Annotated in this window: 28 protein-coding genes and 1 pseudogene; 6 read left to right on the top strand and 23 right to left on the bottom strand. The window is 41.9% G+C overall.

Annotation, left to right across the window (positions count from 1 at the left end; translation table 11 throughout):
* The first annotated feature begins 51 nt into the window (after positions 1 to 51).
* Positions 52 to 705 (top strand): spore coat protein, encoded by a 654-nt coding sequence (locus NYE20_RS05065; RefSeq protein ID WP_009966881.1) that lies wholly within the window; start codon positions 52 to 54, stop codon positions 703 to 705.
* Here the strand turns inward: NYE20_RS05065 and NYE20_RS05060 are convergent.
* The gene (locus NYE20_RS05060; RefSeq protein ID WP_041851041.1) at positions 637 to 1605 is read right to left on the bottom strand and encodes a hypothetical protein; all 969 of its coding nucleotides are present in this window, start codon (positions 1603 to 1605) and stop codon (positions 637 to 639) included. The genes NYE20_RS05065 and NYE20_RS05060 overlap by 69 nt on opposite strands.
* Positions 1606 to 1725: 120 nt before the next feature.
* On the bottom strand, positions 1726 to 2301 hold the full coding sequence (locus NYE20_RS05055) for a YhcN/YlaJ family sporulation lipoprotein (protein WP_038829230.1): 576 nt from the start codon (positions 2299 to 2301) through the stop codon (positions 1726 to 1728).
* Positions 2302 to 2450: 149 nt separating this feature from the next.
* On the opposite strand from NYE20_RS05055, the gene NYE20_RS05050 reads away from it, so the two are divergent.
* The 3 genes from NYE20_RS05050 to NYE20_RS05040 all read left to right on the top strand — a co-directional run bounded on the left by NYE20_RS05050 (position 2451) and on the right by NYE20_RS05040 (position 4152).
* A complete protein-coding gene (locus tag NYE20_RS05050; protein WP_038829229.1) occupies positions 2451 to 2897 on the top strand; it encodes a hypothetical protein in 447 nt (148 codons plus the stop codon).
* A 381-nt stretch (positions 2898 to 3278) separates the two neighbouring features.
* A complete protein-coding gene (locus tag NYE20_RS05045) occupies positions 3279 to 3596 on the top strand; it encodes a helix-turn-helix transcriptional regulator (RefSeq protein WP_021479686.1) in 318 nt (105 codons plus the stop codon).
* Positions 3583 to 4152 carry a DUF2812 domain-containing protein gene (locus NYE20_RS05040; protein WP_041851042.1) on the top strand — a complete coding sequence of 190 codons (570 nt, stop codon included), beginning with the start codon at positions 3583 to 3585 and terminating at the stop codon, positions 4150 to 4152. Before NYE20_RS05045 ends, NYE20_RS05040 begins: the two co-directional genes overlap by 14 nt.
* A 104-nt stretch (positions 4153 to 4256) precedes the next feature.
* Here NYE20_RS05040 and NYE20_RS05035 read toward each other — a convergent pair.
* Positions 4257 to 4343: pseudogene (locus NYE20_RS05035) on the bottom strand (hypothetical protein); the annotation flags it as partial.
* 106 nt (positions 4344 to 4449) lie between these two features.
* Entirely contained in the window at positions 4450 to 5841 is a 1392-nt protein-coding gene (tcyP, locus tag NYE20_RS05030; protein WP_003244685.1) for an L-cystine transporter TcyP, read from the bottom strand.
* Between the two features lie 171 nt (positions 5842 to 6012).
* Between tcyP and dgcK the strand changes: the two genes are divergently transcribed.
* Complete coding sequence (gene dgcK, locus NYE20_RS05025; RefSeq protein WP_021479688.1) at positions 6013 to 7092, top strand: diguanylate cyclase DgcK; 1080 nt, start codon at positions 6013 to 6015, stop codon at positions 7090 to 7092.
* Between the two features lie 2 nt (positions 7093 to 7094).
* On the opposite strand, the gene NYE20_RS05020 is transcribed toward dgcK, so the two are convergent.
* On the bottom strand, positions 7095 to 7925 hold the full coding sequence (locus NYE20_RS05020; protein ID WP_339184675.1) for a MetQ/NlpA family ABC transporter substrate-binding protein: 831 nt from the start codon (positions 7923 to 7925) through the stop codon (positions 7095 to 7097).
* 435 nt (positions 7926 to 8360) lie between these two features.
* On the opposite strand from NYE20_RS05020, the gene cspB reads away from it, so the two are divergent.
* Entirely contained in the window at positions 8361 to 8564 is a 204-nt protein-coding gene (gene cspB, locus NYE20_RS05015) for a cold shock-like protein CspB (RefSeq protein WP_003224086.1), read from the top strand.
* Positions 8565 to 8655: 91 nt separating this feature from the next.
* Here the strand turns inward: cspB and NYE20_RS05010 are convergent, their stop codons facing one another.
* The 18 genes from NYE20_RS05010 to NYE20_RS04925 form a co-directional block, all read right to left on the bottom strand.
* Positions 8656 to 9597: an ABC transporter permease gene (locus NYE20_RS05010; protein WP_024572924.1), complete on the bottom strand. Its 942-nt coding sequence runs from the start codon at positions 9595 to 9597 to the stop codon at positions 8656 to 8658.
* Positions 9590 to 10507, bottom strand: a complete 918-nt coding sequence (locus NYE20_RS05005) for an ABC transporter ATP-binding protein (RefSeq protein WP_021479692.1) — start codon at positions 10505 to 10507, stop codon at positions 9590 to 9592. The genes NYE20_RS05010 and NYE20_RS05005 overlap by 8 nt, the downstream gene beginning before the upstream one ends.
* 17 nt (positions 10508 to 10524) lie before the next feature.
* A complete protein-coding gene (locus NYE20_RS05000; protein WP_015252494.1) occupies positions 10525 to 11223 on the bottom strand; it encodes an ABC transporter ATP-binding protein in 699 nt (232 codons plus the stop codon).
* A gap of 1 nt (position 11224) precedes the next feature.
* Positions 11225 to 11590 carry a GntR family transcriptional regulator gene (locus tag NYE20_RS04995; RefSeq protein WP_003233424.1) on the bottom strand — a complete coding sequence of 122 codons (366 nt, stop codon included), beginning with the start codon at positions 11588 to 11590 and terminating at the stop codon, positions 11225 to 11227.
* Positions 11591 to 11592: 2 nt separating this feature from the next.
* Positions 11593 to 12354, bottom strand: coding sequence for a hypothetical protein (locus tag NYE20_RS04990; protein WP_038829220.1), 762 nt, complete (start codon positions 12352 to 12354; stop codon positions 11593 to 11595).
* A 4-nt stretch (positions 12355 to 12358) separates the two neighbouring features.
* Positions 12359 to 12514 (bottom strand): hypothetical protein, encoded by a 156-nt coding sequence (locus tag NYE20_RS04985; protein ID WP_003233426.1) that lies wholly within the window; start codon positions 12512 to 12514, stop codon positions 12359 to 12361.
* Positions 12514 to 12888 carry a hypothetical protein gene (locus tag NYE20_RS04980; protein ID WP_339184670.1) on the bottom strand — a complete coding sequence of 125 codons (375 nt, stop codon included), beginning with the start codon at positions 12886 to 12888 and terminating at the stop codon, positions 12514 to 12516. Before NYE20_RS04980 ends, NYE20_RS04985 begins: the two co-directional genes overlap by 1 nt.
* Positions 12889 to 12900: 12 nt before the next feature.
* Positions 12901 to 13431: an NAD(P)H-dependent oxidoreductase gene (locus NYE20_RS04975; RefSeq protein WP_003233428.1), complete on the bottom strand. Its 531-nt coding sequence runs from the start codon at positions 13429 to 13431 to the stop codon at positions 12901 to 12903.
* Between the two features lie 22 nt (positions 13432 to 13453).
* Positions 13454 to 15052: an MFS transporter gene (locus NYE20_RS04970; RefSeq protein WP_032725263.1), complete on the bottom strand. Its 1599-nt coding sequence runs from the start codon at positions 15050 to 15052 to the stop codon at positions 13454 to 13456.
* A 40-nt stretch (positions 15053 to 15092) separates the two neighbouring features.
* On the bottom strand, positions 15093 to 15758 hold the full coding sequence (locus NYE20_RS04965) for an HlyD family efflux transporter periplasmic adaptor subunit (protein ID WP_014476241.1): 666 nt from the start codon (positions 15756 to 15758) through the stop codon (positions 15093 to 15095).
* 35 nt (positions 15759 to 15793) lie between these two features.
* Complete coding sequence (locus NYE20_RS04960; RefSeq protein ID WP_003233431.1) at positions 15794 to 16258, bottom strand: MarR family transcriptional regulator; 465 nt, start codon at positions 16256 to 16258, stop codon at positions 15794 to 15796.
* A 159-nt stretch (positions 16259 to 16417) separates the two neighbouring features.
* Complete coding sequence (yhbH, locus tag NYE20_RS04955; RefSeq protein WP_003233432.1) at positions 16418 to 17596, bottom strand: sporulation protein YhbH; 1179 nt, start codon at positions 17594 to 17596, stop codon at positions 16418 to 16420.
* 179 nt (positions 17597 to 17775) lie between these two features.
* Positions 17776 to 19671: a serine/threonine protein kinase PrkA gene (prkA, locus tag NYE20_RS04950; RefSeq protein WP_003239626.1), complete on the bottom strand. Its 1896-nt coding sequence runs from the start codon at positions 19669 to 19671 to the stop codon at positions 17776 to 17778.
* A gap of 348 nt (positions 19672 to 20019) precedes the next feature.
* Positions 20020 to 20727: a hypothetical protein gene (locus NYE20_RS04945; protein WP_032725262.1), complete on the bottom strand. Its 708-nt coding sequence runs from the start codon at positions 20725 to 20727 to the stop codon at positions 20020 to 20022.
* A gap of 11 nt (positions 20728 to 20738) precedes the next feature.
* Positions 20739 to 21452, bottom strand: a complete 714-nt coding sequence (locus NYE20_RS04940; protein WP_021479697.1) for a polymer-forming cytoskeletal protein — start codon at positions 21450 to 21452, stop codon at positions 20739 to 20741.
* The gene (locus NYE20_RS04935) at positions 21443 to 22084 is read right to left on the bottom strand and encodes a YhbD family protein (protein WP_003245603.1); all 642 of its coding nucleotides are present in this window, start codon (positions 22082 to 22084) and stop codon (positions 21443 to 21445) included. Before NYE20_RS04935 ends, NYE20_RS04940 begins: the two co-directional genes overlap by 10 nt.
* A 125-nt stretch (positions 22085 to 22209) precedes the next feature.
* Positions 22210 to 22692: a tRNA (uridine(34)/cytosine(34)/5-carboxymethylaminomethyluridine(34)-2'-O)-methyltransferase TrmL gene (gene trmL, locus NYE20_RS04930; RefSeq protein WP_010886453.1), complete on the bottom strand. Its 483-nt coding sequence runs from the start codon at positions 22690 to 22692 to the stop codon at positions 22210 to 22212.
* 37 nt (positions 22693 to 22729) lie between these two features.
* Positions 22730 to 23665 carry an amidase domain-containing protein gene (locus NYE20_RS04925; RefSeq protein ID WP_015252502.1) on the bottom strand — a complete coding sequence of 312 codons (936 nt, stop codon included), beginning with the start codon at positions 23663 to 23665 and terminating at the stop codon, positions 22730 to 22732.
* Positions 23666 to 23706: the final 41 nt, after the last annotated feature.

Below are 23706 nucleotides of genomic sequence, written 5' to 3'. Positions count from 1 at the left end.
GGCAGACTGACACAAAATACAGCTGATCTGAAAAAAAAGGAGGAATTCGGTTTGGATCAGTTCAATCAGCAGCAGCAATCCCAAATGAACAAAGGTATTCCTGGCAAACCGCATAAAAACCATGGCGGACATGAAATGTTTGATATGCATGAGGTGCTTTCCGGAACACTTACTGTGCTTGATCAGTTTATGATGCTGAGACAATTCTGTAAGGATCAAGAATTATTAAACATCCTTGATCGTCAACATCAATTCATCACATCTCAATACAATATAACTGCAGAATGCTTCAAAACAGGAAGCGAACCTTCACAAAAAACAGCAACTTATATGATGAAGGAAGACAACCAGACTGTTTACGGCATGCAGCCGTCACAGCCTAAAAAACCTGTTCAATCCATGAATGATATTGATGACAGCATCATCAGCCGACAAATGCTTTGCGCGATTAAAGCACAAGCTTCTATGCTGACGATGGCTTCTCTGGAAATGACAAATCCGGCCGTAAGACGCGTACTGTCTGCGCAAATTCAGGAGTATGTTGAAATGGCATTTGAAATTTTCCTATACCAAAACAAACACGGCTATTACCAGGTTCCTCAGCTTGATGCGCAGGATATGGAACAGCTGAGAAATTCATTCGCCCCTGCCCAAGGACAAATGCCTCCGACACAAGGCGGAATGGGTCAGCAAGGACTTCACTAATAACAAAGGCATTGGATAGATACTATCCAATGCCGCACTGTTTTTTTCAAATTTCTTCTTAAAATCCTTTTCAAAATGATCAAGACTTTCCTTTGTTGCTGATTTAAACCCTTTTTCAAAGTCCCCTTTTTTTGCTGTTTCCTTAATCATTTCTGAAATAATGTCTTTCCCATATTTGCCGGTCAGCTCATCGATCATATAAAAGCTTTGCAAATAGACATCAGTGTCATATTCGGCTCTGGCTTCCTGCCAGTCTCGATCAGTCTGCAAACGGTCAAAGGGCACGACAGAAAACGTGATCGGATCTATGAGCAATTCATAGTTCGCAATCCACTCGCTTAACCCTTCATGAAACCATAACGGAAACTCATCGGGATCCGTCTCAAGCTCCTTCAATTTCTGATGAAACGCATGGTGCGAGTATTCATGAATCAACAATCTCTGGTACAAATAAACCGCTACCTCGTCCCCTTCTAACAGTTTCTTTTTCTCTTCAGGCAACAGTCCAATCAACTGCTCCCGCTCAGAATAAAAACCGACTACATCCAATAAACCGGAGTAAGCCTCCATCTGTTTTTCATTAGGAAAAAAAATAATGTCAATAGGCTTTTGATTCGAATATCCAATCATAATCTGATTAATACTGACCGCATATTCAAGCGTTTCTTTCGTCAATGGCAGTAAGGACTTTTCCTTAGAAGTGTAATAAATATCGGCCTGTTTGAATGACTCTTTCTTCATGTGCTTCGTCACTTGTTCTTTTGTTATTCCAGATGCCTGACCTGGAAAAGACAGGATATACATCGCGCTTGATACGATGGCTGAGCTTACAGCCAGCATCACAAGGACTCCGCACAGGAATAGAGCGGATGCCGCACGCTTTCCTATGCCATCCCGCAAACGTCTCCCTCCCTGAGCCGGTCCGTCTTGTACCTTTTTATTTTTACTCTATGCAGCCTGAGTTCGCAGTGTGTCATTAACGCAAAGAAAAAGCCGCACAAATTGTGCGGCTTTTTTTATTTATTCAGCGTTAGGGAATACGCGCTGTACAGTTTGTGTAAATTCATCAAATAATCCGGCGATTGGGTCACCATTTTGAATGCGCTTTCCATATCCTTGCATACGCTCTACAAAATCAGGGTTAGCTGAAACGTAAACATTATCAATGTTTTTGTCAGTAGATCTTACCTTTTTGGCTATTTTTTTCTTCAAATTGTCTTCTACTGCACCTTTATTTCCATTAGTTAAAACGACTGCAACGTAAGCTTGATTTCCAGCAACAATGACATCGGCATGTTTTACTTCTTTTAGGTCTGTTACTTTATCAGCTGCTTCATCAGCAACCTCGAGTTTCCGGTCGTTGTTATTATCGTCATTTACACGATTGTTATTGTTATTGACATTATCAGTAACATTGTTGTCAACATTATCCCGGTTGTTTACATTGCGCATATCGTCATTGGCCGGATTTCGATAATTTACATTTCTTACATCATTATTATCACGTCTGCCCTCACCTTGGTCGGCCACACCGCAGCCAGTCATAAGCAAAGGGATAAGAAGCACAGACGCAAGGACTTGTTTTTTTCCAAGCATGTGAATTCCTCCTTTATCACTTTACGTATAGGTTTTTCTAACTGGCTTTAATTATGCATGCAAATCTGGAGGAAATGCTTTCCCGGGAAATATAACGGTTAATTTGTCTAATGAGGGGGAAAATATGAATACACTGCAAAGGAGGGATCATGTTGTTCAACCAGCGAAGAGGAATCAGCCCCGCAGCATTGATCATAGGATCAACTATGCTTATTGCTGCATTATCACCTCAGATCCGCCACAGAATCAGCGGGTTTATCACAGGACAAATGAACAGACGAAATTCAGAAAATAACACGTTTGATGCTTCTAATGTAGGAAACATAGTCAAACAAGCATTTGGCGGCGGCAGCGGTGATAACCAGGACCGTTCGCAGCATCAAAGCCAGCGGCAAAATGGCCGTCAGCACCAGCACGCAGGACAGCAGCAACCACAGCATCAGCATACACAGTCTCAAACTAGGCAAACTGAGACAGCCGCGAAAAAAAGACAGCCGCATTATGCTGAACCCATCCATTTTGAACAAAGCGCAATGAATGTCATGGACGACAACACGATGATGGAAATGCTGGAGGACTTAGAACCCGGCCGTTAAAAAAACGTGTAACCTGTCGGATTGCATAAGGGCTCAAATAGATATTGCCTTTAAGGTGTTTTTTTCTAAACTTCTTGTTTTCTATATTTTTCCGCCTATTTGGAGTACAATTGATGAGCTAAAAAAATCCTTCTTTCGTTCAATGAGAACGTTTGAAGGATTTTTTTGTTTGTGCTGCCACTCTATCCGAAGCAATCTTTATTGATTCATTACTCATCTAAAGCTGAAAAAGGCAGAATACTTTTCATTTTGTTTCTTGCTTCAACACTCAACATTAAGAATTTACTCGAGCGTTGTAAAATGCTATTGACTATTCAGTTGAACTGTATTACATTATTATTAAGTTGAACTATATAGTCGAACTGAATAGAGGGTGCAGATATGAAACACAAATTATTACCATTGTCTGAAACCATGCATTATATTTTATTAGCTCTGCGTGAGCCGCTCCATGGCTATGCCGTAATGCAGAAGATAGAAAAGATAAGTAACGGTACTGTTATTTTAGCAGCGGGTACATTATACGGTGCAATTGAAAACTTGAATAAGCATGGTTGGATTGAACCTGTTGGAGAGTCAGGCCGGAGAAAAGTTTACATGATAACTGAAGAAGGAAGCGCCATTTTAAAAATGGAACAAGATAGGTTATTGCATATTTTATCCTTGTACGAAGGAAGTGAATCGAATGAAGAAATTTAAGATGTTTTTTGATATTGAAAAAGAGGAACAATGGCTGAACGAGCAATTACAAAAAGGCTATCGTTGTACAAATATTAGTGGATTAGGAATATACACTTTCGTAAAAACCGACAAGAGATATGTGATCAGACTGGATTACCAAGATATTTTACCAAAGAAAAAGTTCAAAGATTACAAAGCGATATATGAAGACTTCGGTTGGAATTATATAAATGGCCCTTGGCTTAGTGGGATTCGATATTGGCAAAAAGAAGATGATGGTCAAAATGAAATCTTCTCGGATCGCCAATCAAAGAGTAATTATTATAAAAGATTGATGAATTATTCTTCTGGTTTAGGTTTCATGTGTTTGTTTTTTTCTTATATGATCTATAAGGATTCAGGTTTATATTTAACTGAAGGTCTTTGGAGTATGAAAGGTGAATGGTTTTGGAAAGCATTTTTATTTGAAACTCCATTTGCTCTTTTGAGGTCGCTTCCCGCCCTTATGGTTGTTTTATTTGCGGCCAGTTTCTATAAAGTGTATCGAAAGTATTCAATGTTAATAGAAAAATAATGCGAAGAGGTTCATTATGAACTTTTTTAATTCAATGAAGCACGATTGAATTAGATTTGGATACTCATCGTCTAGCAGGAATCTTTTATGTGTGCCTCAGATTAGTTGGCGTCTTCCAAGATACCATGAATACTCGTTAAAAAAGCAATTTTCATTTCAATTAAATCAATCCATTGATCAGCAATGCCGGCTGATCTTCCCCAAAAATGAGAAAAAGAAACCCATGAAACCTTTATATTACAAGGTTCATGGGTCTTATTAACGTGTAATCCCTGTCGGATTACACGTTTTCATATGTTACGCTTCTTCAGCTTCAATCACTCTGGATTGATCATGAAATGCCCCTTGATCAATTTCTTTTGTGACCTTACTTGTAATAAGACCGGATGTCATGCTTCCGCTGACATTCAAAGCAGTACGCCCCATGTCGATTAACGGTTCAATTGAGATTAACAAACCGGCGAGCGCGACAGGCATGTTTAATGATGATAAAACAAGAAGCGCCGCGAATGTCGCTCCGCCGCCGACTCCGGCAACCCCGAAGGAGCTGATGGCAACGACTGCGATAACAGTGATAATAAACACCGGGTCAAATGGATTTTGGCCGACAGTCGGAGCAATCATCATCGCCAGCATCGCAGGATAAATGCCGGCACATCCATTTTGGCCGATCGAAAGACCAAATGAACCGGCAAAGTTTGCGATTCCCTCCGGTACACCCATGCTTCTCTGTGTTTTAATATTCAGCGGTAAAGCACCTGCGCTAGACCTTGACGTAAATGCAAATACAAGTACAGGCACCGCTTTTTTCAAATAAATCACCGGATTCAAGCCGCTGAACGTCAGCAACAGCAAATGAATGATAAACATAGTGATTAACGCGGCATATGAAGCAATCACGAACATGCCCAGTTTTAGAATGCTGTCAAGATCACTCGTTGCAATTGTTTTTGTCATGATGGCCAGCACCCCATAAGGCGTCAGTCTCAAAATGAGTGTGACAACACGCATAACAATGGCATAAACGGCATCAACCAGTTTTTTAAATGTTTCTGCCTGTTCCGGCTGTTTGTGTTTTACGCCGAGGAATGCCACTCCAAGGAAAGCGGCAAAAATAACGACAGCGATCGTTGAAGTCGGTCTAGCTCCCGTGAAATCTAAAAACGGGTTTCCAGGCAGCAGTTCAACAATCTGCTGCGGCAGCGTTTTCGCTGTCATATCCTCTGATTTCTGCTGAAGCTCCTGTCCCCGTGAAAGCTCTGTACTTCCTTGGTCAACCTGAATCGCCTGCAGATCAAATGAAAGTGCGGACGCGATACCGACAGCTGCAGCAACAGCTGTTGTTGCTACTAAAATCCCGATAATCAAACCGCTGATTTTCCCAAGATTTTTTGTCAGCTTCAGCTTTGTAAATGCGCCGAGAATCGAAATAAAGACGAGCGGCATGACAACCATTTGAAGCAATTTGACATATCCGCCCCCGGCAATATTAAACCAGTCGGCTGTTTGAATGACTATATTTGAAGTCGGGCCGTAAATCAGCTGAAGAGCAAATCCGAATACAATCCCCAGCCCCAGCGCAGTAAATACACGTTTAGAGAAGGAAACATGTTTTTTCTGCATAACAAAGAGCCCTAAGATAAGTAAAAATAAAATAAATACATGTAATACAACCAGTAAAGTCTCCAAAGCAGGTAACTCTCCCTTCAAATTTTCTCATTTACTATATTACACTAATTCCGATGGGTCAAGTGCGAATTATTTTAACTTATCAATTCAAGTAAAAAAACCTTATATAATGCCTTTTTTGTTCTTTTCTTTCCCTTCCATCTTTAGTACCTTATATAAGGGTGATAATATTTGCTGAAAGAACTGTTTGTAAATTTGACCATTTTAATCACATTTAATTATCTCTTCACCCACCTGTTTAAAGAAAGGCTAGTACATAAAAAAGACAGCATATCCTTTCAAGCTGTTAAAGGACTGGCCTGCGGTTTGCTCGGGGTTATTCTGATGGTTTTTGGATTTACCTATCAGCATTCAATTATTGATCTTCGAAATATCCCTATTATGATTGCCGCTCTTTATGGAGGCTGGGTATCAACGGCAACGGCCCTGGCCATGATCACTGCAGGCCGCTTGCTGATTACGATGAACACATCTGCACTATACTCGGTTATTATCATTTGTATCGCTGCCATTCCGTCACTCATTGTTTCTAGAAGAAAAAAAGTTCAACTAAAACATGCTTTCTATCTTTTAATCATCACAAATAGCTTGATCTCCTTTTCCTTTTATTTTCTTATAGATTTACATTCATACGAACTTCATTTGTATTTTTGGATCATATCAATAGCGGGCGGCATGCTCAGTTTATATATTATTGATCATGAAACAAATGCACATCTTCTTTTTAAACAATATAAGTTTCAGGCGCACTTTGACTTTTTAACAGGCGTGTATAACCGAAGAAAGTTTGAAGAAACCACAAAAGCTCTGTATCAGCAGGCGGCCGATACCCCGCATTTTCAATTTGCACTGATTTATATGGATATCGATCATTTTAAGACCATCAATGACCAATATGGCCATCATGAAGGAGATCAGGTGCTCAAAGAGCTGGGGTTACGTCTGAAGCAGAGCATCCGAAATACAGATCCTGCCGCTCGGATCGGCGGTGAAGAATTTGCCGTTCTCCTGCCGAACTGTTCTCTTGATAAAGCAGCCCGAATCGCTGAACGGATCAGGAGCGCTGTAAGCGATGCACCGATTGTATTAACAAACGGCGAAGAGCTTTCAGTTACGATATCACTAGGAGCCGCTCATTACCCCAATAATACGGAACAGCCAGGATCCTTGCCCATTCTTGCCGATCAAATGCTTTACAAAGCGAAAGAAACGGGACGGAACAGAGTGTGTTTTTCAGAAAAAAAAGAATGAATTCAATGTTCGAATTCATTCTTCCAATCTGAAAGACGTTTCAAAGGCAGAAAAGCCGGGACAAGATCTCCCTGATATTCTTTTTCTATAAATGCCGCTGTATCATCAGCTTGATAAAGCTCAAGAATGGTTTGCAGCGCTTCCCGGTCTTGATCCTCCGCTCTGACAACAATCAAATTCATCTCTTCCTCAGACATGAGTCCGCCGCTCTTTAGCGTATGCTTTTTCGGGTTCAGGCCCGCTTTTTTTGCTTCTGATGGTTTCATGACAAACACGTCGGCACCGCTCACTGCATCCTGTTGCCGGACAGCTTTTAATTTCAGGTGTCTCGGATTATCTTTAATCATATCAACTGAACCTGTTCCGTTAAATCCGTTTTTCAGCGTTAGCAAACCCGCTTCCTGGAGCACCGTAAGCGCCCTGCCAAAATCGAACGCTCTATCCGGAACAGAAACGACAGCTCCTCGCGGTATATCTTGGATTCGGTCATATCGTTTTGAATAAATGCCCATAGGCGTTATGTATGTCGTCCCGAGCGACGTCAAATTAAGTTTGTATTTTTGGGTGAACGACTGAAAATATGAAATGGTTTGAAAGGCGTTGGCATCAATTTCTTTGTTAGCAAGTGCGATATCAGACTCCGCATAATCAGAAAAAGGGATCAGCTGAATATCCAGCCCTGCCTCTTCAGCCTTTTGAGCAATATAGTTCCATATTGCCCCGTCAGACTCAGCAATCCCGATTTTTATCGATTCATGTTCTGCAGACGGTGAACATGCAGTAAATGAAACGAGAAGAACAAGGACGAAACTGCATATAAGCCACTTTTTCATTGTGACCATACTCCTATCTATGTATTAGAGCATGCAAGCAATATCAGACATAAAAATCATACGCTCTCTTAGTTGATAAACGTTGTCATTTGTAATATTGATTAACTTTTACCTTACTCATATCCAATAAGGTTGTCAATTCCTATTACTTATCTTCCCAAAATGAAGGAATACTAAGGCAAACGTATGATCACATATCGAGAAAGCAGATGAATTACCGCAAATAAATATCAAATTGAAAAATAAATATGGTATTTTCCGAAAAAAGTTTCAATAAGCAGTTGTTTTTTCTGAAGATTACTGGTAGAGTAAAGGTAATTATTTTTGTTCGAACTATCTTTAAGAAGAAAGTTTTGTAAGAGTTTTCGTCTTGAAAGTTTGTTAAGAGCAAGAATAGTGAATTTAAGCGTTATGATCGCTTTAGGAGGAAATTTCATGTTAGAAGGTAAAGTAAAATGGTTCAACTCTGAAAAAGGTTTCGGATTCATCGAAGTAGAAGGTCAAGACGATGTATTCGTTCATTTCTCTGCTATTCAAGGCGAAGGCTTCAAAACTTTAGAAGAAGGCCAAGCTGTTTCTTTTGAAATCGTTGAAGGAAACCGCGGACCACAAGCTGCTAACGTTACTAAAGAAGCGTAAGCATAAATTGATATGAAAAACTGCAGGTGCAAACCTGCAGTTTTTATTTTGACAAAAAAGCTGTTTTGCTTATGCAAAACAGCTTTCTTTATTAGTTTGCAATATCCCGCTTCATGAAGATTCCGAAAGCAAGCAACAAGAAGATGATAAAGTAGATCGCCAGCATGACGATAGAAAACGTCATAGTCATCCCTTTTATTAACGGTGTGCCATCCACATACTGAGTCAAGTCGACATTAGCAAACAATATATACTTTGCCCAGTCAAATTTCGCTGCAATAAATGCAGTTGCAGTCGTACCGGCAACCAATAAGAAGATGGAAAAACCAACCGCAAGAGAGCTGTTTCTGAATACCGCAGACAGCATAAATGCCATCGTCGCCACCATTAAAGCCGAGACGGATTCAGAAAGATACGTTGTGGCCAAATGCCCCATCATGTTTTGCTCAATGACATGGCCATCCTTATAGATTAAATGAATATTCGCGGCGGTTTCACCACCCGTCCCGAAGAAGATCAACCCTAATAAAGTAGAACCGATAAATAAAATCAACAGCAACAGGAGCCCAAACAGGAGAACTGTAATATATTTGGACATCAAAATTTGAAAACGGCTGAGCGGCCGAATCATTAATAGCTTAATCGTTCCCCAATTAAATTCGTTCGCGACAATTCCGGCCGCGATGATAATAGTAAACAGACCGGTAAGGATGGTAAAGTTTGCTGAATCCGTTACATAAGACCATACCGTATAGCCCGTGTCACTAGGGATATTATGCTCGATGCGATAGTCGTTGAGTGTGATTGTTTCTTTATACCCATCTTTCAGTGAAGGATCTTCTTTGATTTCTTTCTTTAATTCGGCGTTTTGTGCTTGAAGTTCTTGTTTCCAATGGGAATTTGATTCACCAGCAGAAAAATGATTCGCCAAAAATGCAAATCCAACCATTGTCAGCCCTAGAATTCCGATCATCACCCATGTTCCGGCACGGCTGAAAATTTTGAGCCACTCATTATAAATCAAATTAAGCATGTTGAACCTCCTCTTTTGTTTCACCTGTCATTTCTAAGAAACGGTCCTCTAATGATTTTGTTATGACCTTGACCTCATAAATACGGATTTGCTGCATCACCAGCAATTCAATAACCGCAGGAACTTCGTCTTTAGCCAGTTTGATTTCTACACCATTTGTCTTACTCAGCAAATCGTACTGATTTAAAACAGCAGCGGCTTCATTCGGCTGCTCAACCTGGAAGAAATATGTATCGTTCTCATCAATGTTTTCATCTTTTACATTTTGAATATCGATCAGCTTTCCTTTTTGCAGAATCGCAATTCGATCACACATCAGTTCCATTTCTGACAGCAGGTGGCTTGAAACGATGACAGCCATTCCTCTTTCTCGGGTCAGCTTCTTTAAATGATCTCTGATTTCTCTGATCCCCGCCGGATCAAGGCCGTTTGTCGGTTCATCCAAAATCAGCACTTTCGGATCGTGGAGAAGGCATTGTGCCAAGCCAAGACGCTGTCTCATCCCCAGAGAATATGTTTTCACCTTGTCGTGGATTCTGTCTGTTAAACCGACCAGTTCAACAACTTCATCAATTTTTTCCTTCGTGACACCCTTGACCATCCTTGCGTATTGCTGGAGATTTTTATATCCGCTCAAAAATTTATACAGCTCGGGATTCTCAACGATTGCTCCAATATGCTTAATTGCCTTGGCATATTCTTTCGTAATTGATTGGCCGCAAATGAGGACATCACCTTTCGACAGCTTCATTAACCCCACCATCATCCGGATGGTTGTCGTTTTCCCCGCTCCGTTTGGTCCCAAAAAACCGAATACCTCGCCTTCACGAATCGTAAAACTGAGATCATCAATGATCGTTCGGCCTCTGATGTTTTTAGTCACGTTTTTCAATTCCAACACTGTTTTCATCATATTCCTCCTCTTTTCTAGCAAACTTCCATTTTTGATTTAAACCATTGCAACACAGACATGCCTTCCTGTTCACGAATATCTTCTACTTCACGCTGCGCAACTTTTTCTCCATTGGCGAGGATGATTACTTCGTCTAACAAAGTCTCAATTTCATCAATTTCATGTGTCGCGATCACGACAATCTGCTGCTCAAAATCAATGTACGACACAAGGCTGTTTACGATGGAATCCCTGACCATCGGATCAAGCCCGGAAAAAGGTTCATCAAGCAAGATGACGTCTGCCCGTCTCGCTAAAGCAAGAACGATTTTCAGCCGGCCCCGATTTCCTTTTGATAGCTTTTTGATCTTTTTTTCCGGATTCAGCTGCATCTCATTCAATAGCTTATAAGCCTGTTCTGTTTGAAAATCAGGAAACTGCGACTGATAAAAATTCACCATATCTTTAACAGTGAAATGCGGATAAAACATATCAAGCTCAGTAAGATAAGCCGTTTGACGCACCATTTCTCTCGTAACCTGCTCTTCATCAACTTTCACAAATCCTGAAGTCGGAAACAGAAGGCCAGCCATCATTTTCAGGGTCGTTGACTTGCCGCTGCCGTTCGGTCCGATCAGGCCATAAATCCGTCCGGATGATAGGGTGATTGACACATCATTGACGGCCGTATGGCGGCCGTATTTTTTTGATACATGTTCTAGCTTGATTTCCATTTTAGCCTCCCTCTGTGAATGTTTTAATCCCTTCTAACATTTCCTCTTTCGTTAGCCCTAGCTCTTTCATTTGCTTGACAAAGCCTTCCAGCACCTCTCGTGTCAGCTTGTCTTTCAGCTCGTCTACGATTTCTGCTTTTTCCGCAATAAACGTCCCTTGACCTCTTCTTGTCTCCACAATACCCAGCCTTTCCATCTCACTGTACGTTCTTTGAATTGTATTGGGATTTACCTTAGTTTGAATCGCCATTTCTCTTACTGAAGGAAGCTTGTCTCCTGGGAGCAGCTCCTTCCTGACCAGCCTATAAAAGATCTGATCAGCGATCTGCAGATAAATCGGTTTCGAGGATTGGAATTGATTGTCCATATTTACACCTCTACTTTACGATCAAGCAGTTTTGAAGCCATGATGAGCAGCAAGAACGTGATGACTATAGCAATAGGAAACCCTAGCACAGACAGATGGATAGGTTTTAGTTCCAATCTCCAAACATTGTGGAAGTGGAAATCAAAATTGCAATAGACTGTTACAGGCCAGAAATGCTTTTGAGATTCAACCAAAGGGCTTATGATGTATTCATCGAAGAATAACCACACTGCAACCAACAGAACCATCGCAGCCCACCGCATTCCGCGCCAATTTCTGAGAGAGTGAAAAACAGTCCAAAATACAATGACTGTTACTGACATATCTAACGAAGAAATAAGCCCATACATATTCAGCAAAGCCACTGTACTCGTTATATCAACTTGATGCTCCAGCAGATTTTTTACAGAGAGCATATGATACATCCATATGCCATAGGCTGTTAATGCCAACTGAATCACAAATTGATAGAGCAAAGATGCTGCCAATTTAGAAGAAAACAGCCATAAGCCGCCATTTGGATTGTACAGCCAAAGCTGTGATTTCCCTTCCTTGCGAAGGTGATAAAACACAAAAACAGGAGATAAGAAAAGCAGAAAAAAAGCAACTGCAACAAAAAAACCAAAAATGACTAGAGGTTCTTTCGTGCGAGAAGCTATAATATGGCCTGTTCCCAATAAGAAAATGATTCCGCATATCCATACTAGCAGCCACATTCTTGAAAGCTTGATATCTTTCTTTAATAAACCTAAAAAAGAATTCATGTCTTTACCTCCCGGAAAAAATCCTCGGTGTATGAGTAACATAGTACACTAGATCAAGGTGGAATACAACATATTCCATGGATTTATTTGATAAAAACATAATTGATGGAAACAGCAAAAAAGGCAAACCCGCATGAGTAAACGGATTTGCCTTTTTCATTACTTTTTCTTATTTTTCATAGAGAGCAGCGCATCACGATAGCTGCGGTCCTGCATTTTGTCACTTTCCTCAGTGACCTCTTCTTCTGCATGAACTTCATCAGAATGCTTAAACTTTTGCAGCGCCTGCCTGTAAATATCATCACCCATTGTGTCACGCTTCTCTTTTGGAGAATCGTTTTTGACAACGGATGGCGTATGCTCGGCATCCCTTGCTTCAGCAGGGTAATGCGCTTCGTTTTTTTCCTCTTCTGGAGGTGCGATTCTATCGGTTGCTTCTTGCTTCTCAGGTCCAGGTGAGGCGTTGCGGACGTTAAATGTAATAAGGGCCGCAATGACAATGACAGCAGCAATTATTGCTATAATAATGGCCATTTCAACCTCTCCTTACTGTCCTGCTGTTAGGTTTCCTGTGACTTGGCTGACACGTCTTCCCAACGCGCGTCCAAGCTGAATACCTTCCTCAGACATTAACTCATCACTGTCTACCGGACAAGTGACACCTGCTCCGTAATAAGAGCCATAAAGTGCGTTTTCAGGCACGTTGCCAGGCAGTCCGACAACAATCATGCCTTGGTGGAACATCGGCGTGATTAAATTGTGCATTGTCATTTCCAAGCCGCCGTGTGTTGTTGCCGTTGTGCAGAAGACAGCACCGACTTTGTTGATCAGCTCGCCTTCAGCCCACAAGTAGCCAAGTCTGTCGATCCAAGTTTTAAGACCGGAGCTGATTGTTCCGAAATGCCCTGGGCATCCCCAAATAATCGCATCCATATCTTTAAGCTTGCGGATATCAGCCTGATCTACATGGTCGATGAACACTTCAGCCGCGTCGTTTTCTCGCGCGCCTTCAGCAATTGCTTCTGCAAGCACTTTAGTATGTTCGCCTTCACTATCATACACTACATAAATTTTCATTCAGGAAACCTCCCTGTACAGATTAAGATTCCTTAGCTTCTTTTGGAGCAGGAAGTAATGAAAGCTCCTCTTTTTTCTTCTTACGCAATTTATCTTTTCTGACGTCACGCAGGAAGATACTTAAAATCAAACCTGCTACACAGAATAAGGTTGCCCACATAAAGGCATCATTTATCCCCATGACATTGGAATCGAGTGACGCGTGTTTATAAATATGTGAGTACACATATGTTTTCGCCGTATCATAAGACACATTCATATTCACCATTAAATTCGAAACTGCATTTTGGAACGCATGGAGGAAGTTCGGGTCCGCCGTGCTTGTTTTATCTGCAATTTGTGAATAATGGAATGTCGTCCGGTTTGTATAAATCGTCGTAATTAAACTTGTTCCGATTGATCCGCTGATTTGGCGAAGCGTGTTGCTCATCGCCGTTCCGTGGCTGTTCAGACGGGCAGGAAGCTGGTTCATCCCGGCTGTCATGACTGGCATCATTAAGAGAGACATACCAAATGCACGAATTGAATAGATCAGCATGATGTGTGTATATGGTGTATCAATTGTCAATTGCGTGTATTGATATGTTGTTACCACTGTCACGAGAAGCCCGATAATCGCAAGCGGTCTCGGTCCGAATTTATCGAACAAAATACCTGAGATCGGTGACATAATCAGCATAACGATCGCACCCGGAAGCAGAAGCAGACCGGATTGAAGCGCCGTAAAGCCGACCAGGTTTTGCAGATAGATCGGTAAAAGGAACATACCAGTGTAAAGTGCCACTGTTATAATGATATTAATGACACTCGAGAGTGAGAAAATGTCATATTTAAACACTCTGAAATCAAGCATCGGATCATCATGACGCAATTGCTGAACAACAAAAGCAACAATTGCAATGGCTCCGATAATAACTGTAGACAATACAATCGGGTCGGTCCAGCCGTCAGACCCGGCTTCACTGACTCCGTATAATAAGGAGGCGAATCCGACAATCGAGAGGATCGCTCCCAGTGTATCGAGTTTGATTTTTTGCGGCTCTACCAAATTCTTAAAAATGAAGAAAGCCACGATGATAACAATTGCGCCGACCGGCACAAGTCCGTAAAACATAATGCGCCATGTATAATGCTCAATAATCCACCCGGAAAGAGTCGGGCCGACCGCTGGAGCAAACATCATCGCTAGCCCGAAAATCCCCATTCCTTTCCCCCTGCTTTCAGGTGGGAAAATTAACAGAATGGTTGTCATAACGAGCGGCTGCAAGATACCTCCGCCCACGGCCTGAATCAAACGGCCGATCAGCATTGTAGAGAAGTTAGGTGCGATACCGCAGACTAACGTACCGAGCGTAAAACAAAACATCGCGACGAGAAAGAGACTCCGTTGGCCAAATCGAGTAATCAGGAAAGCAGATAACGGAATCAATACACCGTTAACAAGCATGTAACCTGTTGTCAGCCATTGAATCGTGGTTGCACTTACGCCAAATTCAGTCATTAAGTGCGGCATTGCGACGTTAAGCAGTGTTTGGTTTAGTATTGCCAAAAATAAACCCGCCATTAGCACAATCAGCAATGTCATAGGGCTTTTTGTATTTTTTTCTTTGCCTGTAGCCATCTAAGACAACCTCCTTTCATGGTTTGATGACTGATCTGTTTTACTCAGAAATTTTAACAGATGCATTCATTCCAGGAAGCACCTTATCAGATGGGTTTTTGATTGAAATTTTCACAGGAATTTTTTGTGTTACTTTTGTGTAGTTTCCGCTTGAATTTGTAGAAGGAAGCATATCAAAAGTTGAGTTAGTCGCATAGCCAATTTCTTCTACAGTACCGTCAAATGTAGTATCAGGGTCTCCGTCAACTACTACGTCTACACTATTTCCTACTTCAATATCCGCAATATCTGTTTCTTTAATATTTGCTGTGATGTATAGGTTGTCCATGTCAATCGTTTGTGCAATTGTTGTACCAGCTTGTACGGTTTGTCCGTTTTTCACTTCGTTTTTCACAATTGTTCCATCCATAATGGATTTTACGTCAACAGTTTGTTCGCCTTTGATTTTTGCAACTGTGTCGCCTTTTTTCACTGTTTTTCCTTCGTCCAGATCCCAGTCAGATACTTTACCTGCTGCTGGAGCAGTAATAGCAGCCATATCGCCCGCTACTTTTGCTTCATCTGTTTTTACGTAGTTTGTGCTTTGATAATAGTAGTAAGCACCTCCAGCTATAATTGCAAGAACAACAATCAAACCGATAATGTTGGTCAGAATTAAACGTCCTCTGTTCATTTTGTTTTCTCCTTTCGTTTCATCCTCTATCATTTTGCGGAAAGCTGGTGAAAATATGTGAGAAGTTTTTAATTACCGCTTTTTTCTGAACAGCCTTCAGCAAGCTTCGTTAAGCTTCCGGCTAGTTTGCGCAAATACTGCAGCTGGGAGGTATCAAGCTTTTGGTACAAGCCGGCACCCATTTTTGCATATTGCACAGCGGCTTTTTCTATCAGTTCTTCCCCCTCTTCGGTTAACTGAATCATGACGATACGGCGGTCATCCGGACTGTCATATCGATTCATCAATTGGCGCTTATACAGAATATCTGTCATCCGCGTCACAGAAGCAGGCTTAAGATCAAGCGACATTGCCAGCTTGCTTAGCGGGGTGCTTCCGCTTTGATGAATTTTAAACATCAGCAAATATTGAAGGACTGTAATATCAAAAGGCTCAAGCACAATCTCCAATATCTTCTTCTGTTTTTTATATATCGCCCGAGACGTATCGAAGAGCTGTTCAAAAGTGAGCAAAGCACGTTCTGATTCAGTCAACTCCTTTTCACCTCATTCCTCAATAATAGTTCACAAGATAAAATATTAATAAATGAAAGAAGATTTGTCAAAGGAAAAATTTCTTTTTCTCCCGTATTTTTTTCGCAAGCGTTTTCTTGCTTTTATTAAATAAAAAAAAGCCCTGAAATGGGCTTTTCATTACGAAAATTGATGGCTTACACCAGACTCTTCATTTCTGAAAAAGTTCTTTAGAGCCTGAAAAACATCAGATTTCTGTTTTAAAATATAGTACTTAAATTTCTCATCTTTTACATTTTTATATGCAGACATTAACGTTGAATGCCTGTTGTACTGATTGACCTCGCCGTAGCAAAACAGATTGGCCTTCTTCATAATATCATTGACCAGCTTCACACAGCGCGCGTTATCAGATGTCAGGTTGTCACCGTCAGAAAAATGAAACGGATAAATGTTATAGCGGGCGGGATTGTACTTTTCATCAATAAGCTCAAGCGACTTCCGATATACGGAAGAACAAATGGTTCCGCCGCTTTCTCCCTTTGAGAAAAAATCCTCCTCCGAGACCACTCTTGCTTCTGTATGATGGGCAATAAATTCAATTTCCACAGTCTCGTATTTTGTCCGCAAAAAACGGGTCATCCAGAAAAAGAAGCTTCTGGCCATGTATTTTTCCCAAACCCCCATACTGCCGCTTGTATCCATCATGGCTAAAACGACGGCTTTTGATTCGGGCTTTGTGATGTCATTCCACGTCTTATATTTCAGGTCCTCCGGATAAATTGGGTAGAACGACGGTTTTCCTGACATTGCGTTTCGTTTAAAGGCTGACATCATCGTTCTTTTCTTATCAATATTACCGGTTAACCCTGTTTTACGGATATCATTAAACTCGATATCTGTATGAATGATATTGTCCCGCTCTTTTTGCTGGAGATTCGGAAGCTCTAATTCTTTAAAAAGCGCTTCTTCTAAATCCATTAATGAAACTTCCGCTTCATAATAATCCTCGCCTGCCTGATCACCGGCACCCTGCCCTTTTCCAGGCCCTTGTTTTTTGTCTGATCCATCCCGGGCCACAACATCTCCAACCTGGCTCTCGCCGTCTCCTTGCCCTACATGTTTATTTTTATCATAGTTATAACGGATTTTATACTCATCAAGTGAACGGATTGGGATCTTCACTACATCTTTTCCATTAGACATAATAATGCTTTCCTCAGTTACGAGGTCCGGAAGATTGTTTTTGATCGCTTCCTGCACTTTTTTCTGGTGGCGCTGCTGGTCATCGAAGCCTTTGCGATGGAGGGACCAGTTTTCCTCAGAAATCAAAAAATGGCCGCTGTCATTTTGGGACATGAATTCCCCTCCTTAACCATTTGTGGTCGTGATACATACGTATTCCGGCTTGTGCCAGATTATGAAACAAGTCTTTTGAAAAGATTTATATTCATCATATGCACATATGCACGTTTAATTGACAAACTATTTAGAAAATGGGACAAAATAACCCGCCCTATTCGGACGGGTCACGTTGCTTATCGGTTCAGCAGGCTGCCGACATATTTCAGCAGCTCATTGGCGCTCGTCGAGTTGTAGCCGTGCTCATCAATTAAACGGGCCACGACTTCATTTACCTTTTTCAGCTGCTGCTCATCCGGCGTTTTTGTTGAGGTCGTAATTTTAACGACATCCTTCAGATCAGCAAACAGCTTTTTCTGAATAGCTTCACGCAGTCTTTCATGGGAATTGTAATCAAACCGCTTGCCTTTTCTCGCATAGGCCGAGATGCGGATTAAAATTTCTTCGCGGAACGCTTTTTTGGCGTTTTCCGAAATGCCGATCTGCTCTTCGATGGATCTCATCAGCTTTTCGTCAGGGTTCATTTCCTCTCCTGTCAAAGGATCACGAAGCTTATTTTTATTGCAATAAGCCTCTACGTTATCGAGGTAATTGTCCATAAGTGTTTTTGCTGATTCTTCATACGAATACACAAACGCTTTTTGAACTTCCTTTTTCGCAATGTCGTCATATTCCTTGCGAGCGGCAGAAATAAAATTCAAATACCGCTCTCTGTCCTCGCTTGAAATTGATGGGTGCTGATCAAGACCTTCTTTTAAGGAACGAAGGACATCGAGAGAATTAATCGATTCCATATTTTTTCTGATAATCGTTGAAGAAATCCGGTTGATCACGTACCGCGGATCAATTCCGCTCATGCCTTCATCATTATATTCTTTTTTCATATCCTCAACGTCGACAGAATTATATCCTTCCACACTTTCTCCATCATACAGTCTCATTTTCTTGACCAGATCAATATCCGACCGCTTCGGCTCTTTTAACCGGGTAAGGATTGAGAACATCGCGGCGACCTTCAACGTATGCGGGGCAATATGAACATCCGCCACATCGCTTTCTGCGATCATTTTTTCATAAATTCTCTCTTCCTCAGACACTTTTAAATTATAAGGAACCGGCATCACGATGATTCTTGAGTGCAGGGCTTCATTCTTTTTATTAGAAATAAATGAGCGATACTCCGTTTCATTCGTGTGAGCCACGATCAGCTCATCAGCAGAAATTAACGCAAACCGCCCAGCTTTAAAATTCCCTTCCTGTGTCAAGGAAAGCAAATGCCAGAGAAATTTCTCATCACATTTCAGCATCTCCTGAAACTCCATCATCCCGCGGTTCGCTTTATTCAGCTCTCCGTCAAACCGGTAAGCACGCGGATCTGATTCTGAACCGTACTCGGCGATTGTTGAGAAATCAATACTCCCCGTCAAATCGGCAATATCCTGAGATTTCGGATCAGAGGGACTGAATGTTCCAATTCCCGTACGCTTATCTTCTGAAAAGAAGATGCGCTCCACCTTCACATCCTCAATTCTTCCTCCGTACTCTTCCTCCAGCCTCATGACATTTAAAGGAGAAAGACTTCCTTCTATTCTAATGCCGTATTCCCTGTAAAAGTCATCGCGTAAATGATGGGGGATTAAATGTAGAGGGTCCTCGTGCATCGGGCAGCCTTTAATCGCATATACAGCGCCATTATCTGTCAGCGTGTACGCTTCGAGACCTTTTTTAAGCATTGTGACCAGCGTGGATTTACCGCCGCTCACAGGCCCCATCAGCAATAAAATCCGCTTTCTGACATCTAGACGTTTGGCAGCCGGATGAAAATACTCTTCCACAAGACGCTCCAGAGATTCTTCAAGCCCGAACAGCTCGCGGTCAAAAAAACTGTACTTCTTGCGTCCGTCAATCTCCTCTATCCCGCTGTCTTTTATCATATTAAAAACTCGAGAATGAGCAGATTGCGCGACCATCGGATTTTCTTTAATAATCTCCAAATAATCGGCGAAAGTTCCTTCCCATTTCAGCCGCTGCTCTTCCTCTCTGTACTGTTCAATTTTCTTTAATATATCCATAAGGACCTCCTCTATCATGTTTGATACACTATGCAAATAAGGTACTTTGATACAATCTATGCCGCCATCTCGTGATACATGCTTTGGTTTCTTAAAAATAAAGATACTTATACATCGTTGACAAGGCAGACAGCGACCGTTCATAATAAAGAAAAATACAGAATCATCCAGACTCGGACAGCACGGAAAAATTGAAGAGGGGGAGAGACGGTGAAAACAATCATCATGATGGGTGTCATTGTCACTTTTTTAGTATCAATTTTTACCGCAGGATACGATAGCAAGCCTGGAAAAGAATAAAAAAGGGTGCTCCTGAAAGAGCACCTTTTTGTATAACAGAACAATGTTTTACAGTTTTGTTTTTTCTTTAATCTGTGAATGCGGATCGCATTCACATTTGTTTTCGTACTCAATCGTTCCGATGCTGCATCCCGGCCCGATGATCACTTCTTTTCCCCTGACAACTGCCGCTTCGGTATTCTCCAAATAAACCCGATCTCCTTCTATGACATCGGCGATCAGCTTCCCTTTCTTCCGGCTAAAAAAACTCGCGCGTCTTTTCACTGTAATTGTTGTTCCGCCGATTTCCTGCACATGGCTTATATCATGGCTCAATCTCAGCTTGATCTCACCCGAATTTAATAACCCCGATACATCAACACAGCCTGTGACATGGAACATTTCTGTTTCACAATCACCTATTACGCTAAGCTTCCCTTTCACATCGCAGGATTCTCCAGTCATATTCCCGCCAATTTCAGTCTGGCCTTTCAGATTGAATCGATCAAATTGAAGTGAGCCGCTGACTTTCATTGTCCCATATATATTGATTTTGCCGGCTGTCAGATCGCCTTTACATTCACTTTCTCCGAGCACACGCAGCCGCTCAGTCTCTGCTTTTCCGAGAAAAAGGCCCGTTCCGTATATGCGGCAGCCTACAGCAGACAGCCCTTCTCCAACTACACCTTCTCCTTTGATGCTGACATTGTGATACGCGCCTCCTGCGGCATGCCCAGCGCCATATAATTTTAAATTTCCCAGTTTTGTTGTCTCCATTACGATCCTCCTTACAACTTTGTGGATGTTTCAACCGACGCGCTTGGATCACAGGTATAGTCCCCGCTGTATTCGACGGTTTCAATCTGGCAATCCGGGCCGATGACCACTTTATTTCCGCGCACGGTTTTCGCCTTTGTATTTGTCAATTCAATCACGTCACCTTCGATCAGCTCTGCTGTTAGAACAGGCTGCGGCATTAATCTGAGCAATGTCAGCATTCCTTTTCTGCAGGTCACTTGAAGATGGCGGCAGCCGATCTCCCGCACATAGCTTTCCCCTGCAGAAAGCTTAATGATCACCTGGTCTGCATTTAAAAGCCCGCTGATTTTGCATTTCCCTTCTGATTGAAAGGTTTCTGTTTCACAATCTGCTTCCATGACAGCTTTTCCGCTAATGTCAATGCCATCAGCCTTGACAGTGCCGCCAAATGTTGATGATCCAGCGATTTTCAATTGTTTTGCAGATACCTCTCCTTGAATAAAACCAGTGCCATTCATCCGGATAGATTCTGCTTCAACGTCTCCATGTATCTTTCCTGAACCGCTGATGGTTACCGCTTTCGCTTTGACGCTGCCGTCGGCTTTTCCGTTTCCATTAAAAGAAAAAGTGTCACACTCCACGTCCCCGGCCACTGTCCCGCTGCCATTAATCTCAACAGATTGAAATGTTCCTCCCTTTGAACTTCCTGATCCGTTTATCACCAGCTTTTCCACTACATCCATTGATGGCCCTCCTGCATAAATGTTGTTTTTAATTCCTCTGAAGCTTTTAATAAATCTACCCGTTCCACAACCTTTACGGATGATTCAAACAAAATGCTGTCCGCCGCAGCCGCTATAAAACAAGTTGTGACACCGAGCTTGCGGAGCACAATCAGCTCCGTCTGTTTTTCAATCTCTTCAGTATCATGCTTCTTTAATACCTCTGCAGCCATTTTTGCTTCTGCAAGGCTGACATTTCCAGACTGCAGCAGGCCCTCAAGCACAAACAGCGAAAGCAAATCGCTGGATGAAAAAACCGGACTTCCTCCGTCTTCTGAATAGGCTTCAAGAGCAGGCCTTGAAACCAAACCTTTATGAAGCAATTCATCAGCGGTCATGCTGACATCCTTCATTTTCGGCGACAGCATTTCCCTCATTTCATCCAAAGACAAATTTTCTTTCATCTTTTGAATCATTGATATACGTTTTAAAATCTCCTCTCTCGGAAAAAACGTCTCTTGCCCTGTAAATGTGGATTTACGAATAAACCATTCCTCAGGTATTAAGTTTTTCCGCTTCCATCGATACAGCTGACCGTATGAAATCGATGTTCTTTCAAGTAATTCTTTTTTAGAGATTAATTGTTCTTCCATAAGTCCAGCTCCTTTGATGGGTACATTGTAACATAACACTGTTACGTTGTTAAGCCCAAAAACGAAACAAAGCATTTCAACATCCGCAAAAAAACCCGCCCATCATCGATGAGCGGGTTTTTTCACTATTTTAAATCACGGTAATTTTGCTGGCGCAGCGCTTCATAAACAAGAATCGCGGCAGTATTGGACAGATTTAACGATCTGACGTGCTCTGTCATCGGAAGACGCAGGCAGCGGTCCATATTATTTTGAATTAAATCCTTTGGCAAACCGCTTGTTTCTCTTCCGAACACGAAGAAATAATCCTCGTCAAGATCAGTGTAATCAAATGATGTATGAGGCTGCTGGCCAAATTTTGTAATAAAGAAAAACTTGCCTTTTTTATATGCCTCAAACAATTCTTCTAACGAATCATGATACACAACGTTAACAAACTCCCAATAATCGAGTCCGGCACGCTTCAGCATTTTATCATCCGTTGAAAAGCCGAGCGGACGAATCAGGTGTAGCGTTGTATTGGTTGCTGCACAAGTACGTGCAATATTCCCTGTGTTAGCGGGAATTTCTGGTTGATATAAAACGACATGTAATGCCACAATGTTCACCTCTGTTTTTCTTATCCGCCCATCATTATAACATTAATTACTCTTTTGTCGTATCATCAACGATATGAAAAAAGGCATATCGTATTGACGGCGTGTATGCCGTAGAATCCTCATATGACCAATACCTCATCCGGCTGTCATAGGTCTGGGCGTTGACAAGCGGCATATTGCCTTTGTCCTTTGCCACGACAATCGTTGTATGATTAAACCGGCCGTCTCCTTCGAAGTCATAGCAAATCACATCGCCCGGCATCAGTTCTTCCGCTGATTTCACCCGCACCGCACGCAGTCCGGCCTTTGAATTCGACAAATACATTTTCATAGAGTGAGCCACCGTCCAGCTGTAGCTCCATGAGCTTTGTTTCATCCACCAGCCTGATCCCCTGTTCGGATGACCGCGCATCGGCGCGCCTCCTGCATGAAGACACTGAGAAATAAAATTTGTACAGTTATCGCTGAAATTTTTATAAGCAGGATTGCGCTTGTTCCAAAATTTCTCGGCATATTGGACAGCGCCGAGACGATCGTATTGAAAAGCCCTGCCAAACGCTTCTCTTTCCTCTTCAGCTTCAGAATAGTCAATAATACTGGTCCCTTCATGAAATCCAGCCGGCTTTTTCGCAATTTCCTGATCACTAATCAAAATGTGATCATACAGGAAAGCCATTCGCTCCTCTATGTGCTCTTCTATATACAAGCTGTCATCTTGTTCCTTACACACGTATTCGTAATGGATGGTATACGAAAGGCAGGTCGTTCCGTCATCCTCAACCCGCACATGATTAATCACGGCCTTTGCTTTCGCTTTTATGATGTCAACTTTACGTTTTTCCAGAAGCTTTTTCTTACGCTCCATGACTTTAAGGTCTCCGACTTGAGACTCCTGTCTCATAGCATGCCCGTTAACCAGAAAGCCCAGCCGCTCCTCCGCTAATTGTTCTAAAATGTGCTTCAAGCTCACCCCACCCGCCATACTTTTTTATAGAGAAAAAACACTTGGATGATCTCAAGTGT

Source organism: Bacillus sp. FSL R5-0416 (assembly GCF_037975425.1).
Lineage (GTDB): Bacteria > Bacillota > Bacilli > Bacillales > Bacillaceae > Bacillus > Bacillus subtilis.
Note: the sequence above shows the minus strand (reverse complement) of the source record. Positions and strands in the feature narration are given on the sequence as shown.